Annotated in this window: 12 protein-coding genes; 3 read left to right on the top strand and 9 right to left on the bottom strand. The window is 58.7% G+C overall.

Translation table 11 applies throughout. From position 1 onward, the window contains the following. The first annotated feature begins 242 nt into the window (after positions 1-242). From PVU19_RS04155 to PVU19_RS04145, 3 genes are all read left to right on the top strand, one after another. Entirely contained in the window at positions 243-968 is a 726-nt protein-coding gene (locus tag PVU19_RS04155; RefSeq protein ID WP_050664342.1) for an ABC transporter ATP-binding protein, read from the top strand. A gap of 10 nt (positions 969-978) precedes the next feature. After that, complete coding sequence (locus tag PVU19_RS04150; protein ID WP_082238004.1) at positions 979-2106, top strand: ABC transporter permease; 1128 nt, start codon at positions 979-981, stop codon at positions 2104-2106. Positions 2107-2486: 380 nt separating this feature from the next. Beyond that, on the top strand, positions 2487-2702 hold the full coding sequence (locus tag PVU19_RS04145) for a hypothetical protein (protein ID WP_050664341.1): 216 nt from the start codon (positions 2487-2489) through the stop codon (positions 2700-2702). 246 nt (positions 2703-2948) lie between these two features. Here PVU19_RS04145 and PVU19_RS04140 read toward each other — a convergent pair whose 3' ends face one another. The 9 genes from PVU19_RS04140 to PVU19_RS04100 all read right to left on the bottom strand — a co-directional run bounded on the left by PVU19_RS04140 (position 2949) and on the right by PVU19_RS04100 (position 13901). Then, complete coding sequence (locus PVU19_RS04140) at positions 2949-4016, bottom strand: AbrB family transcriptional regulator (protein ID WP_050664340.1); 1068 nt, start codon at positions 4014-4016, stop codon at positions 2949-2951. 80 nt (positions 4017-4096) lie between these two features. Beyond that, the gene (locus tag PVU19_RS04135; protein ID WP_050664339.1) at positions 4097-4696 is read right to left on the bottom strand and encodes a flavin reductase family protein; all 600 of its coding nucleotides are present in this window, start codon (positions 4694-4696) and stop codon (positions 4097-4099) included. Between the two features lie 47 nt (positions 4697-4743). Then, positions 4744-6393, bottom strand: a complete 1650-nt coding sequence (gene ggt / locus PVU19_RS04130) for a gamma-glutamyltransferase (RefSeq protein WP_274789888.1) — start codon at positions 6391-6393, stop codon at positions 4744-4746. After that, entirely contained in the window at positions 6390-8459 is a 2070-nt protein-coding gene (locus PVU19_RS04125; protein ID WP_050664480.1) for an alpha/beta hydrolase domain-containing protein, read from the bottom strand. The genes ggt and PVU19_RS04125 overlap by 4 nt, the downstream gene beginning before the upstream one ends. Positions 8460-8469: 10 nt before the next feature. Further along, a complete protein-coding gene (locus tag PVU19_RS04120) occupies positions 8470-9414 on the bottom strand; it encodes an oligopeptide/dipeptide ABC transporter ATP-binding protein (protein WP_274789887.1) in 945 nt (314 codons plus the stop codon). After that, positions 9414-10472, bottom strand: a complete 1059-nt coding sequence (locus PVU19_RS04115; RefSeq protein ID WP_082237766.1) for an ABC transporter ATP-binding protein — start codon at positions 10470-10472, stop codon at positions 9414-9416. Before PVU19_RS04115 ends, PVU19_RS04120 begins: the two co-directional genes overlap by 1 nt. A 1-nt stretch (position 10473) precedes the next feature. Beyond that, positions 10474-11376, bottom strand: coding sequence for an ABC transporter permease (locus PVU19_RS04110; RefSeq protein WP_082237761.1), 903 nt, complete (start codon positions 11374-11376; stop codon positions 10474-10476). After that, the gene (locus PVU19_RS04105; RefSeq protein WP_338049920.1) at positions 11373-12248 is read right to left on the bottom strand and encodes an ABC transporter permease; all 876 of its coding nucleotides are present in this window, start codon (positions 12246-12248) and stop codon (positions 11373-11375) included. The genes PVU19_RS04110 and PVU19_RS04105 overlap by 4 nt, the downstream gene beginning before the upstream one ends. 111 nt (positions 12249-12359) lie before the next feature. Further along, entirely contained in the window at positions 12360-13901 is a 1542-nt protein-coding gene (locus PVU19_RS04100) for an ABC transporter substrate-binding protein (RefSeq protein WP_082237757.1), read from the bottom strand. Positions 13902-13919 lie beyond the last annotated feature (18 nt).

Genomic DNA, 13919 nt, shown 5'->3' with positions numbered 1-13919 from the left:
TAGCTGCGATTACCGTTTCGTGTAAATATGTCGTTACTCGCGGGACATTTCCTTTAATCTACTAGGTTTGGGAAGCAGGAGATGTTCATAAAGCTCTCGCGAATTCAATAGTTTACTTGCAGGTACTATAGCGGAAGTTAGGCATCTCAGGCCTTGTTTTGAGACAGCGCTGGGAGCGCTGCCCGATATCAATCCAGGTCTTGACTCAGGTCAATGTGGTGGCCCGGGAAACGTTTATTCCGATGTCCGAGAAAGCGAGCATCATGGGCACAGTGTTCCGGACGCATGAACTGACCAAGATCTATGACACCGGCGAGTTGAAAGTCCGGGCGCTCGATGGTGTGGACCTTGAGCTTTATTCCGGCGAACTTGCCGTGCTGCTGGGGCCGTCGGGTAGCGGAAAATCCACGCTGCTCAACATCTTGGGCGGGCTTGATCACGCAACCTCCGGAAAGGTTTGGTTTCGCGACCTGGAACTGTCGTCGCTCAACGATCGTGACCTGACGCGCTACCGGCGCGATCACGTTGGTTTCGTATTTCAGTTCTACAACCTCGTGGCCAGCCTGACCGCGCGCGAGAACGTGCAACTCGTCACTGATGTCGCGCCCAACGCGATGCCCGCCGAGGAAGCGCTTTCGCAGGTCGGGCTAGAGCACCGGATGGACCATTTTCCGGCCGAGATGTCGGGTGGCGAGCAACAGCGAGTGGCCATCGCGCGGGCCATCGCCAAGCGGCCCGAGGTACTGCTCTGTGACGAGCCGACCGGCGCGCTCGACAGCAAGACGGGCGTTCAGGTGCTGGAGGTGCTGCGCGACGTGAATGACCGGCTGGGCACCAGCACGGCGGTGATCACCCACAATGCCGCCATCCGCCAGATGGCGCACCGGGTGGTGTATTTCCTTGATGGACGGATTGACCGGGTCGAGCAGAACGACACCCGCACCGCCCCGTCCGAGATCAGCTGGTGAGGGGCCGGGAATGACCACGCTTGACCGCAAGCTGCTGCGCGATTTCCGACGCCTCTGGGCGCAGGCACTGGCCATTGCACTGGTGCTGGCTTGCGGTGTGGCGATCCTGCTGACGACCTTCGGCACGTTTGTGTCCCTCGAGGAAACCCGCAGCGCCTATTACGAACGCAATCGCTTTGCCGATGTTTTTGCAGATGCCAACCGGGCACCGCTCTGGCTGATGCAGGATATTCGACAGATCGAGGGCGTGCGCGCCGCGGAGGAGCGCATATCGCAAATGGCGGTATTGGATGTGCCGCAGCGCGTCGAGACCGTCACGGCTCGGATTCTTACCCTGCCATCCACCGGAACATCGCAGTTGAACCAGCCGGTTCTTCAAGCCGGTCGTTTACCATCCCCCGATGCATCGGGCGAAGTGGCGGTCAACGCCCCGTTTGCCGAGGCCAACAAGTTGCAACCGGACGATACCTTCCGCGCCAACCTCAACGGGTTCCGGCGCGAACTGACACTCACCGGCACGGTCCTGTCGCCCGAATTCATCTATACGATCGGCCCCGGCGCGCTGATGCCCGACAATGAAACTTTCGGCGTGCTCTGGATGCCCGAAACCGCCGTTGCGGCGGCCTTCGACATGGACGGGGCCTTCAACAATGTGACGCTCAAGTTGAACCGCGGCGCGAATACCAGGGACGTGATCGACCGCCTCGACGACCTGCTCGACCCCTATGGCGGGCTTGGCGCGTATGGCCGCGACATTCAGCTCTCCAACAGCTTCATCGACTCCGAGCTGGAACAGTTGAAGACCAGCGCGATGATCCTGCCGCCGATCTTCTACGCGATCTCGGCCTTTCTCGTGGCGATGGTGATGAGCCGCATCATCGCGCTGGAGCGCAGCGAGATCGGGCTGCTGAAGGCGGTCGGCTACTCGGATGTGGAAATTTGCGTGCACTACCTGCTGCTGGCCGTGTTGATCGCGATGGCGGGCACACTTATCGGCTGGGGGGCCGGCACCTGGCTCGCGCTGGCGCTGGCGCGTCTTTACGCCGAGTTCTTCGACTTTCCCTACGTTCGCTGTCACCAAGGTCTGATCAAGGGCGTTAACCCGGACAATCCACGACACCCGTATGATTGGCCTTGAGACCATGTTTTGCGCGAGGGTGCCATGACGAGCGCAAGCGTGATCTGCGTCCGGGTTAAGACGAAATTGCGATTGCGATCTGATGCGCGTGTTGGGTGAAGCAATCACGAGCTACGGACACCCCAGTTTACGGCACGCACAATGGTACTGAACCCCTCATCAAAGGGCTGGGCAAGGACCAAGGATGACAGCAAACGTTTTAGTTAAGATCTTGTGAAATTCCTTTCGCAATAAAATCAGTCTGTTGGCAGTTTTTCCCTCAAAAAAGCGTCAATGGCTCTCTGGGAAAAAATGAAAAATCCATCTTCTGACCAGCCGGATTTCGTGGCTTTGTCGCGGGTCGGCTGGCCACTGAACTCAAACTGTCAAAGGACATCAATATGACCAGGAAAACTACTCTTCAGAACACTGCTGGCGGTGTCGGAACGACCGCCGGCGCCAGTGCAGCCGCAGATCCCGCCCAGAAGTTTCTGGACACCTTCCTCAAGGCCACTCGGAAACAGGTCTTGAAGGACCAGACCCAATCCGGGTTACTGTGGGCTTTGCCACTTCAGGGGCGGGTCATTTTTAAAATGATCAAACCGGGTCAGTTTTGAATGCACATTGACCTTGAGTGTACTGAGAAGCTGGGGCATGGCAACTTGGAGAGGTGCCTTGTCTGCAAGGATGTTGGACGGGTCGGATCGGAGGGAGACGGCGAGTTTTGTCCAAGAACCAGGATCATGTATGGGGGCGCGGTGACACAGGCGTCCCGCATTTTCTAGGCCCGATTAAATGCCTTGGCCCTCCCGATGTGGTCCGCCCCCAACTTGGGACCGCCCGTTCACAACAGACATTCACTCTCATCGAGCCCCCCAACGGTTTGCCACAAGTACTGTAAACTCAATTATTGAATTGGCGAATGGCAGAATGATGAATATGCGAACGACGTGAAATGCCGTCACAATTGCCAATCCGTCCTCGAGGATCTTCGCCGTCAGGGCCATTTCAGTCACGCTCCCTGGAGCCGTTGCCAACAGCATTACCTGCCATGTTTGATCCGTGACCCAAGTCAGCACGAGGCCCATGGCAATACACAAGGCAATGAGAAAAAGAGAGGCTGCTATAGCACCCGGTATGAAACCCCGCGCATGGCGCAAAAGATCACGATCAAATACCGCGCCGAGCCAAACGCCCAAGAACACCTGCGCCAAGACCAGCAAAGGATAGGGATACGCCGTGATCGGAAGGCTGAACGCGGCGGCGAACGCCGCCCCGCCCAGTGAGCCAACAAAAAATGGGTTGGCCAGATGCAAGACTCGCGCGGCCAAGGCACCGCCCACGCCTGTAACCGCCAGCAGCATGGCACCCGACACGGTCCAGTCGACGCGGCTGAGGGCCGCGACCGGGTCTTTCACCGTCCCGTCGAGCGCGACGATCGCGGGGGGAATCAGGATGACGAGCAACATGATTCTGAGCGTTTGTGCGAAGACTACCGGCCCGGGAAGTACGTTGTGCTTGACCGCCAGATTTGCGCTTTCCACAGGCCCCATAGGAATGGAGGCCAGAACCGCCGTGATGACATCGACGCCGGTGGTGCGCATGAGAAATGCTGCAACCACGAAACCAAGACCAATTGTAAGAACCGCGGCGCCAACCATTGGTATCACCAGCGAAACCATGGCACCGACCGCCTCGGGCGTGAAGGAAAGGCCAACAGATGTGGCAACAAGGACTTGCCCGATCTGTCGCGTTTGCCCGGGCACCCGAAGAGGTAGTTCTGCCATTCGGACGGTCGAGGAGAACACCAGGGCGCCGATCATCCATGGCAGGGGAAACTGCATCCAGTGGGCAACAAGTCCAAACGCGAGAGCCCCAGAATAGATGAGCAGCAGATGAAAGAGGCGGGTGAGTGAAGTGTCAGGTTTCATTTTGATGATCGTTCAAATGGACCGCGCGTATATCATGCGTTCTCGGGCCTGAGATTGGCCTGTCGAGATCGGAAACGCGCTCAGTCATCTGGCCGCAACAACTCCCATGCGGTCTGCACAGTCGTATAATCGCGATATCCCATCCGTGCTATGGGGCGTGCTCCAACCGTGTCGAAGCGCCCATCCTTGACGAACTCATCGCGAATGTGGGTTCTTACGACTTCTCCGATGACCATATAGCGATCGATCAGCTTCCCGGTGCGGTCTTCAAGCTGCATGGTATGGATCGTGACACATTCAAAGGCTGCAGGGCTTGCCGCAACGAACGGGGTGCGGATGTTTGCTGGCTGGCCCTTGTCCAGCCCCGCAACGTCGAACTCGCTGACACCATGGGGCAGGGTCGCAGCGGACTTGTTCATGGCCTGCGCAAGCTCTTCGGTGGCCAGCGAGAAGGTGAACTCTCCCCTGTCACGGGCATTCACATAGCTATGCTTGGCCCCATCGCTCGCAAAGAAGACCTGATCGGGATAGGCACCCAACCCGTTGAAAAACGAATAAGGCGCAAGATTGGGGGTGCCTTGGTCATCCAAAGTTCCAATCCACCCAATCGGACGGGGTGTCACGATCGCTTTGAAAGGGTTGAAATCGAGACAATCAGGTCTGGTGTCGCCGTAGTTCATCTAGTGCCCTTTGCAAGCGTAGCTTCAAGATTGCGACCGAAACAGTGTCAGCTCCAACTCGAACAGGTCTTGATGTCGGATGATCTGACCCGGTAAGCCACGCCATCTCGTCCCGGATCGGCCATTCCGTCGATTTTGCCAGAGGTCAGGCCAATCGCATGCACCCAGCCAATCGTATGGCTGTAAGGATTGCGGATCACCGGACGACCCTCCGCCTCAAGTGATCTGGTCACGGCGCGCGGAATACGGTTCGAGACATCAATGGCATTGCTGGTGGAGGAAAAGCGCGGGGCGATGACCGCCTCGGCAACCGACATGCCGAAATCTACGGTGTTCAAGATAGTCTGAAGTACCCCCATCACGATCTGCGTGCCTCCGGGTGCGCCCAAAACGAGCGTCGGGTCATCCCCTTCGAACATGATGGTCGGGCACATCGCACTGAAGCGCGATTTACCCGGGGCGATTGAACCGGGGCGACCGGGGCGCGGATCGAACACTCCCATGCATCCGTTATACATGAAGCCAAGTCCCGGCGTTATCACTCCAGAGGGCATGCCGAGTGAGTGGGTCATGGCAACGCAATTTCCATGACCATCCACGACGGAGATATGCGTGGTATCTCGCGGAACAACGTCTGTGGCCTGCAACCTCTGGACTGTCGCCCGTTCGCCCCGGCGGATCTCACTCGCCAGATTCGCCGCATAGTCCTTGCTTATGAGTTGTTCCAAGGGGATATCCACAAAGCGAGGGTCGCCGACAAACTGATCCTTGTCGATCGTGGCGCGTTTCATGGCCTCGGACACGAGCGCGATGTATGCCGCGCTATTGTGCTCGTATTCCGAAAGCTCGAAGTTCTCCAGGATATTGAGCATTTCGAGCAACATCACACCACCGCCCGGAGGAGGGTTGGTGACAATGCGCCGCCCCCGATAGCTTCCCTCGAGCGGCGCGCTCCAGTCAGCGGTGCAATCGTCCAGATCCGCCGCGGAAAGCAACCCCCCATTATCCGCCATGTCGGCAAGAATACGTTCCGCAATCTGCCCTGAATAGAAGGCTTCAGCACCCTCTCTGGCGATTTCACGCAGGGTCCGGGCATAGTCGGGATTATGAATTGTTGCTCCTGTCGGCTTGGGGCGTCCGTCCTTCTGGCAGTAAAGCGCGCGGCCTGCCGCGGTGAAGGCCAGCCGTTCCGCCGTGGCCGCACGCCCCATGGCAGACCCTTCCGCGAAGAAGGTCTGCATCGCAGGGCGGACGAAATAGCCATCCTCTGCCCAACGGATCGCAGGTTCGATGAGCGTTTCCCAAGGCAGCGAACCATGACGGCGATGCGCCTCGGCATAGGCACGCAAGGCTGGCGGCGCGCTGATGGACTGATAGCCCAGATCATTCACCCGTCCCTTCAGGACAAAGCCGAACCCATCCCGCGTCTCACCCTCTATCAGGTCGGCCCACATGTCAGGTGTGGCCGCCTTTGGTGCCTTGGCGTGGAAATCCAGATAGTCGGTCTTTCCTGTCTGAGGCGTGAAAAGAGCCATGCTTCCAAATCCTGCGATACCGCACATCAACGGATCAACGACACCTTGCGCAAACGCGCACGCGATTGCCGCGTCGACGGCATTGCCACCCATACGCAGAATATCCGCCCCAGCTTCCGCGGCTTCGGGTTGCGGGCAAACGATCATTCCATCACTTGTCATGGCCGGGTGTCTCCGTCATCGGGGTGGTATGTGTCTTTAGCGACCGGCAGGCGCGTCAGATGACGGGGGCGGCCCCAATCGCGCGATAAGGCCACGCAGTTCTGAATGTCACTTTCCAGCATATGCCCGCGGGCCACCAAGTCTTCCGCCGCGCGGCCGATAGCCTCGCTATAGGCCTTCGAGTCCTCAAACCGTGACATGATAGAGGCGCGGGGGTCGCCGATTTGCTGGCGCTCCTCTTCGATATCGGGGAACGGGATATAACTGCCCGTGATGCCGACCATCGCGCCATGTCCCGCATCGCAGCGCCGCAGGCTCCACCCCGTGTAGGTGCCGAGCGGAGCGGCCGCCATCGGAGCACGCAAACCGCCAAGATCGTTTCCGTCCTCATCGACCGCAGGCACCAGAACTGCGTATTGACCATCCGAAAGCCTGAGCGGCGGTGCGGAAACCACGCCGCTCTCCTCGAACGCAGCGCCAAAGTCGAGATGCTCCAAACCGCTGGGGCCAAGAGGTAAGGCAATGCCGGGGATATTGGGAAAGGTTTCGCGCCACTCTTGCGTGCCAACAAGGGTTCTGTCTGCCCGTCTAGGGTAACAGCTTGGCGGCGGCGGAATATCCTCACTCGCCCAGTTGTCCAACTGATCAAGAGTCGTGCGGAAAAAGTAATGCGTGGCCACGACGTTGCACGGTGTTTGCGCAATCCCCGTCGGGGGCACACCCAGCTTGGGATCGGCGAAGTGCTGCGAACTGGCCCAGAAATAGATCCGCACGCCTTCGGGCTGTTCCAGATCGGCACCAGCCGTATCGGTGTGAACCAGCGAAGCGCGGCGGTGCCAGTACTCGCAGGAGGTATCGGTGTGGATCACCAAGGGATCCGTATCCGGCCGTTTTAGAATGGCATCCTCGGCACCGGTCAGGTGATTCCTGCTCTGAGTGTAGGAAAATGGGAAGCGATCGACCGGTGAGAAATGGTTCTCATGCTCTTGGCCGGGTAAGAGCGTGATGTTTGCAAACCGGTGATTCATCCACATCTTTCCTGCTCCCGCCACATGCGGCAGCACGCCATCGAAGACCCGCCGCCCTTGCCCGTCGGAATTGAAGCCCTGGTAGATGAAATCCCGGATACAGCGCCCGGATTGAGAGCGTCCCCACGCATAGGCCTTGTCGAATGGGATAGTTGCCAGTTCGGGTTGGTCCTCGAAGGTCGCAGTCCCGTTCTTCAAGAAGCTGATGAAATCACGAACGGCGATATGCCCGAGTCCGAGAACAAGCGGGTCCTGAGCCTCATAGATAAGCTCATAGATCCAGCCGGGCTCAAAGCCGTCCCGAAGGTACAGGTTGCTATGCGAAGGAATGATCGCCGTATCGGTTTTCTTGTTGTCGACGGCGCCGCCGCGTTCCAGCCGCGCGAACGCCCACGCGTCAGCTGCGATTTCCTGTCTGGCTGCATGAGCATAAGGCCGTCGGGTCAATCTCGCTCGGGATGTGTCGAGGGATGTGGTTGGATAGCTTCGGGTCGAGGCCAAGGAGCTTAACGGCATATCGTGACAACCCGCCTCCGGCGCTATGAACTCGACGCACGTCGTTCCGGTGATTGGCTGCCCATTCCGTGTCGCCACCGGAACATCCAGCACAAGGCGCCCGTCCCCTGGAAGCAGATCACCCTGCCATCCCAGCCAAACCACAGTATACCCATGACGCATCAGGAAGCCGTCACCGGCGTGGTGTTCATCCAGCGGATCATTGCTTGGCACTGCCGCGTTGAAGAACTGCAATGCACGTTTGTCGCCTCGATTACCATAATCATAAAAAAGCTTGCCGTTGCCCCGCTCTGGATCAACCGGCCGCAAGATGCAGAAATCCGCCTCGAACGTGACCTTGCCGGTTTCATCGCGGGGGGCCCATTCGATATCGGTTACATCTCGGACCCCTGGTGCAGAGGGGTCGACATGAAAGGTCACGCGTCCCTTTAGGCGCTCATACGAACCGCCTTCACCAAAACTCATGCCCTTGGCAAAGGGACGGTGGTCGGTCACGCGATAGTCGATCAAGGTCGCAGACATTCTATTTCTTTCAGTTATTCGGAAAATGACAGCGATAGATGTGCGCAGTGCCGCTTTTGTCCGGCATCTGCCTTGCACACAGCGCCTCGGCCTTGGGACAGCGAGGGTGAAAGGTGCAGCCGCTCGGTGGATTGAGGGGGCTGGGAAACTCTGCCTCGAGCCCCATCTCCGGCAGGCGTGCCCCTGCGCGCGGGGGCAAGACAGCTTTCAAGAGGGCCTCGGAATAGGGATGACGGGCCCGTTCAAATATTTCGCGACTTGGACCACGTTCGACAATCTGGCCCAGATACATCACCGCGACCTCATCCGCGAGGTGGTGGACCACCGCAAGGTTGTGGCTGATCAGGATCATCGTCAGATTCAGCTGGCGCTTTAGGTTGTGCAACAAGTTCAGGATCTGGGATTGGACCGATACATCGAGTGCCGATGTCGGCTCATCGCAAATCAGGATTTCCGGCTCACCAATCAGGGCGCGAGCGATAGCGACGCGCTGACGTTGGCCGCCAGAGAGCTGGCTTGGATAGGCCTCGACCAGATGACGAGGCAGGCCAACTTCGCCTGCAAGCTCCCGGACACGGGACTGCAACGCCCGTCCCCCCTCGCCGCGCACACGCATCGGCGCGGCGATAATCGCCTCGACGGTCATCCGAGGGTTGAGCGAAGAATAGGGGTCTTGGAACACGGGTTGGATCAAACGGGCACGCGCGATCCGGTCATAGGAGTCAATCGGTCGGCCACCAACCAGAACCTCGCCTGAAGATGGGTTCTCAACCCCCAGAAGAATACGCGCGAGTGTGCTTTTGCCACACCCTGACTCACCGACAAGCCCCAGGGTGCGCCCACGCTCAAGAGCCAGATCAATTCCGCGCAAGGCACGCAGGGTTTGCTTGCGCGCAAAGCTTCCGCCGACGCTATAGTCGCGGGTCACGCCCCGCATTGACAGAACTTCGGCCATCAAACGCTCCCGTAACTGAGTGGGATTTCGGTGTTTTCTTCGTCAGGTAGCAACCAGACCGCCGGGTCACGCCCGCTGCCGTCTACTGGCATGACGCATCGCATGACCCGTCCGTCCCCAGCTTCCCGCAGACTGATCGGTCCGGCGCGACACGCATCAGCCGCGTAGGGACATCGGTCGACGAAACCGCATGTCTTGAGTTCGCCGACCTGTCTGGGAACTACGCCAGGAATATATCCGAGGGTCTCGCCCTGCTGGGTCTCACCAGGAACCGGAATCGATCGCACGAGCCCTTCGGTATAAGGATGCAGCGGTTTCGCCAGCACCTGATCACAAGTGCCGACCTCAACCACCTCGCCGCCGTACATGACGACAATCCGGTCGGCCATCCCGGCAACAACGCCCAGATCATGCGTGATCAACAAGAGACCGATCTTGGTCTCCCGCTGGATATCCCGCAAGAGCCGCAGGATTTGCGCCTGAATGGTCACATCGAGGGCGGTTGTCGGTTCATCCGCAATGATCAATTCCGGCTCACAAAGCAGCGCCATTGCAATCATCACACGTTGGCGCAAACCGCCTGAAAGCTGGTGGGGATACTGCTTCAATCTTTCTGTGGGTGCAGGAATGCCCACCTTTCCGAGCAGGTCGCGCGACCGAGCGAGCGCATCGGACCGCGACATCTTTCGGTGCTGCAACAGTATCTCGCACATCTGATCCCCGATCCGATAGCACGGATCAAGAGCCGTCATGGGATCCTGAAAGATCATCGCAATCCTGTCACCGCGCAACTCACGCCAGCGCTTGGCACTGGCTGCGTCGAGAGATTCACCATTCAGATCCAATGAGGTGGACTGCACCTTTGCCTGACGCGGCAAGAGCCCCATGATGGCAAGCGCTGTCAGGCTTTTCCCGCAGCCGGATTCCCCGACCACCGCCAAGGTTTCACCGCGACCGACATTAAGGCTGACATCACGCACCGGACGCAAGGTTGCGCCGGGAACGGGTATTTCGACATTCAGGCCAACGACACTGAGAATTGAGGCGTCTTTGGTCATATCAGGCTTTTCCTTCGGGGGTTGTCACATCACGCAGCGCATCGCCCACGAGGTTGATTGCAAAGACCAGCAGCACCAGCGCGGCGCCAGGAATGGCAATCATCCAGGGACGGAACAGGAGCTGCGCCTTTGCCTCTGCGACCATCAGGCCCCACGACACATCAGGCGGCTGAACACCCAGGCCGAGGAAAGACAATGCTGCCTCGAGCAGGATGGCGTGGGCAATCTCGATTGAGGCGACGACGACCAGCGGCCCGGTGATGTTCGGCAGAATCTCGCGAAACAGAATGCGCGGAGTCGAACTGCCGATGGCACGGGCTGAGGTGATGTATTCACGTTGCGCAAGCTGCTGCGTGGCACTGCGCACAACGATAGCAAAGCGGTCCCATAACAACAGCCCAATCACCAAGATCAGAAGCCAGAGCGAACTGCCAATCAGCGCGACCACCACAAGAGCGACCAGCACCACTGGCAAGGTCAGCCTCACGGTGATGAAGAAATTGATGATCATATCCGGCCAACCGCCCCAGTATCCGGCGGTGATCCCCATCGCAGTCCCGATAGTGCCCGAGATCAGCACTGTCAGGATACCGATACCAAGTGAGATGCGCGCTCCGTATAGCAGACGTGACATGTAATCGCGTCCGAGGTTGTCGGTGCCAAGCGGGTGTTGCCAGCTTCCGCCTTCCGCCCAGAAGGGTGGCACGTACCGCTGTGCCAAGCCCTGAACGGAGGGATCATAAGGCGTAATCAGCGGCGCGAAGACAGCCATCAGAATGATCAGTAGAATGATCGTTCCACCAATCCAGAAGCCACCATGGCGAAGTGCGCGCCGGAGCGCCACGCGGCCAGGAGATAGTGAAACGGGCGCCGTATCTTGAGCGGGGTTTGTCATATCAGTCATGAAATCCGGATGCGCGGATCAAGGGCCGCGTTCAGTAGGTCGGCAAGAAGCGTGAGGACGGCATAGGCTGCCGCGATGACCAGCAGGATGGCCTGTATCACCTCGATATCGGCGCGCTGGATCGACTCCCAAGCCAAATGGCCGATCCCTTTTAGTGAGAAGATCGTTTCGATCACGATCGACCCCCCCAGCATGAACCCAAGCTGCACCGCTGCGAGCGAGACGACGGGAATGATCGCATGGCGAAGCCCGTGACGCACAACCACGCGCCACGGGGCGAGCCCATAAGCGCGCGCGGTGCGCACGTGATCGGATTGCAGGACATCGAGCATGCCCGAGCGCGTAAGGCGCATGATCGCCGGGGTCGCATAGTAACCCAAGGCAATCGACGGCATCAGATAATGCAGCCACGTGTCGCTTCCGGAGATTGGCAACCAACGTAGATAGACACCGAAGAGATACATGAGGCCCAAGGCGAACAGAAACGATGGCAGAGCCTGTCCCGCGACGGCCAGCCAAAGTGCGAACCGGTCAATCATGGTATTGGGTCGGAGTGCGGCAAAGACACCAAGCGGGATTGACAACGCAAGCGCAAAGCCCAAAGCACATGCACCAAGCGTTGCGGTAACCGGCATATGCCGCGCGAGAACCTCGGTGACATCAGCACGCAGATAAGTCGAACGACCAAGATCGCCTGTCAGAACGCGGCCTGCCCATTCCAGGTATTGAACGTAGAGCGGACGGTCAAAGCCATACGTCGCGCGCACGGCCTCGATATCGGCGTCGCTCGCGCCTTCGCCGGCCATTGCCGCCGCCGGATCACCTGACAAGTGCACAAGCAGAAAAGCGATCACCGAGGTCACGGCGATCACGAGGACCGTCATGAATAGCCGTTTTGATAGATATACGATCATGTCGTCTCCTGACCGAGTATGTGGAGGGCAGGCTGCCCTCCACATGGTCTTTTGCTGGATCGGGAAGGTTTACTTCCACTTGGCCATGTAGAAATGCGCCATCTCATCGGGCGTTACCGGATAATCGAGGTCCTTGTTGAAGGCGTAGGTCCGGCCATAGATGAAAAGCGGAATGTAGTAGGCCTGATCTGCGATCTTGTTCAGTGCCTTCGAATACAGTTCCTTGCGCTCTTCCTGATCTGTGGTCCGATCAGCTTCTTCAAGCCATGCGATCACCTCTTCATCACGGGCGTAGTCATCCGAGCTTCCGGTGAAGTAGTAGCTTGTCGAGGCAGACACATCGAGAATGCCGTTCGAGCCAAAGGTCAGGTGGCCGATCTGCACCTCGTCATCAACGATCTTCGGACGCAGGGCACGCCACTGCAGGAATTGCAGATCTGTATTGATGCCAACCTGGCGGAGGTCATTCAGAACAGCCTCGGTGTAGGCGCGATCACGGTAGGCGTGAAACGGCACGCTGAAGCCGTCCGGGTATCCCGCTTCTGCCAAAAGCGCCTTGGCCTTTTCCGGGTCATAAGGGTATTGCTTCACATCGGTTTCACAGCCGAACTGAACCGGTGCACACATCGATTTCTGGACCTCCGCACCGTCTCCGACGAGGTTTTCGGTGATGGCTTCGCGATTGATGGCGTGGGCAATCGCCTGACGCACCTTGAGGTCGGTCATCGGGGTATCCCCGGTCCGGCCTGCGGCATCCAATGACAGGAACGACATCCTCATCGTGGGCGCGGATACAACTGTCAGATTGCCCATCGTTGCGAGCATCTCGGCATTCTCTGGCGGCACGCCCCAGATCCAGTCCACGCCACCGGTCACGACTTCGGCGATCTGCGTCTCCGGATCCTTGATCGTGCGATAGACAAGCGTGCCGATCGAGGGTTTTCCTTTCGGGCTATCTTCGAAATAGTCGGGGTTCGCTTCAAGCGTCAACGACTCGCCCGCAACGTAATCCGCCAGCTTGTAGGGGCCTGTGCAGACCGGTTGAACCGCGCCCCAGTCTCGCCGTTCCGCACCGTCAGATCCAGGCACGACGGGTGCGTCCTTGTAGTGGCCGGACGGATACATCGGCGACGTCCCTGTAAGATATTGCAGCGCGGCCGGCGTTGGGCGCTTGGCATTGATGCGCACCTTATGCGGGTTGACCGCCTCGACGCTGTCGATCCAGTCCACAAGCACCCGAATTTTCATGTCGCTGTCCGGGTCCGCCACGTGATTTAGCGTATAGGCCACGTCCTCGGCATCAAACTCGGTGCCGTCGTGGAACGTGACGCCCTCGCGCAATTCCAACTCCAGCGTGGTGTCGTTCGTCCACTCCCAGCTTGTGGCCAAAAGAGGCTGGAACTCGTTCGTGATGGGATCCCGATGCAAAAGCCCGTCACACATCGCATAGGCGTTGATCAGCGCCTCACGCTGATTGCCGTAATAGATGTCGGCGGTGTCCATTTCGGTTGAGGTTGACCAGACAAAGGTGTCGTTTTCCTTGCCGGCATGGGCAGACGCGGTTGCGACCGCAAGAATCCCGCTCGCCAGTATCGTTCTCGAGAGTAACATTCGTTATCATCCTCCTTG

Origin of the sequence: Roseovarius tolerans (assembly GCF_028885395.1) — a bacterium.
Taxonomy (GTDB): Bacteria; Pseudomonadota; Alphaproteobacteria; order Rhodobacterales; family Rhodobacteraceae; genus Roseovarius; species Roseovarius tolerans.
This window is presented reverse-complemented; position numbering and strand designations above follow the sequence as displayed.

Bases quoted from the DNA above. Each gene is read 5' to 3' on its own strand.
- PVU19_RS04110 (WP_082237761.1), bottom strand. From the start codon at position 11,376: ATGACTGATATGACAAACCCCGCTCAAGATACGGCGCCCGTTTCACTA.
- PVU19_RS04120 (WP_274789887.1), bottom strand. From the start codon at position 9,414: ATGGCCGAAGTTCTGTCAATGCGGGGCGTGACCCGCGACTATAGCGTC.
- PVU19_RS04145 (WP_050664341.1), top strand. From the start codon at position 2,487: ATGACCAGGAAAACTACTCTTCAGAACACTGCTGGCGGTGTCGGAACG.
- PVU19_RS04150 (WP_082238004.1), top strand. From the start codon at position 979: ATGACCACGCTTGACCGCAAGCTGCTGCGCGATTTCCGACGCCTCTGG.
- PVU19_RS04125 (WP_050664480.1), bottom strand. From the start codon at position 8,459: ATGTCTGCGACCTTGATCGACTATCGCGTGACCGACCACCGTCCCTTT.
- PVU19_RS04100 (WP_082237757.1), bottom strand. From the start codon at position 13,901: ATGTTACTCTCGAGAACGATACTGGCGAGCGGGATTCTTGCGGTCGCA.
- PVU19_RS04135 (WP_050664339.1), bottom strand. From the start codon at position 4,696: ATGAACTACGGCGACACCAGACCTGATTGTCTCGATTTCAACCCTTTC.
- ggt (WP_274789888.1), bottom strand. From the start codon at position 6,393: ATGACAAGTGATGGAATGATCGTTTGCCCGCAACCCGAAGCCGCGGAA.
- PVU19_RS04115 (WP_082237766.1), bottom strand. From the start codon at position 10,472: ATGACCAAAGACGCCTCAATTCTCAGTGTCGTTGGCCTGAATGTCGAA.
- PVU19_RS04140 (WP_050664340.1), bottom strand. From the start codon at position 4,016: ATGAAACCTGACACTTCACTCACCCGCCTCTTTCATCTGCTGCTCATC.
- PVU19_RS04155 (WP_050664342.1), top strand. From the start codon at position 243: ATGTCCGAGAAAGCGAGCATCATGGGCACAGTGTTCCGGACGCATGAA.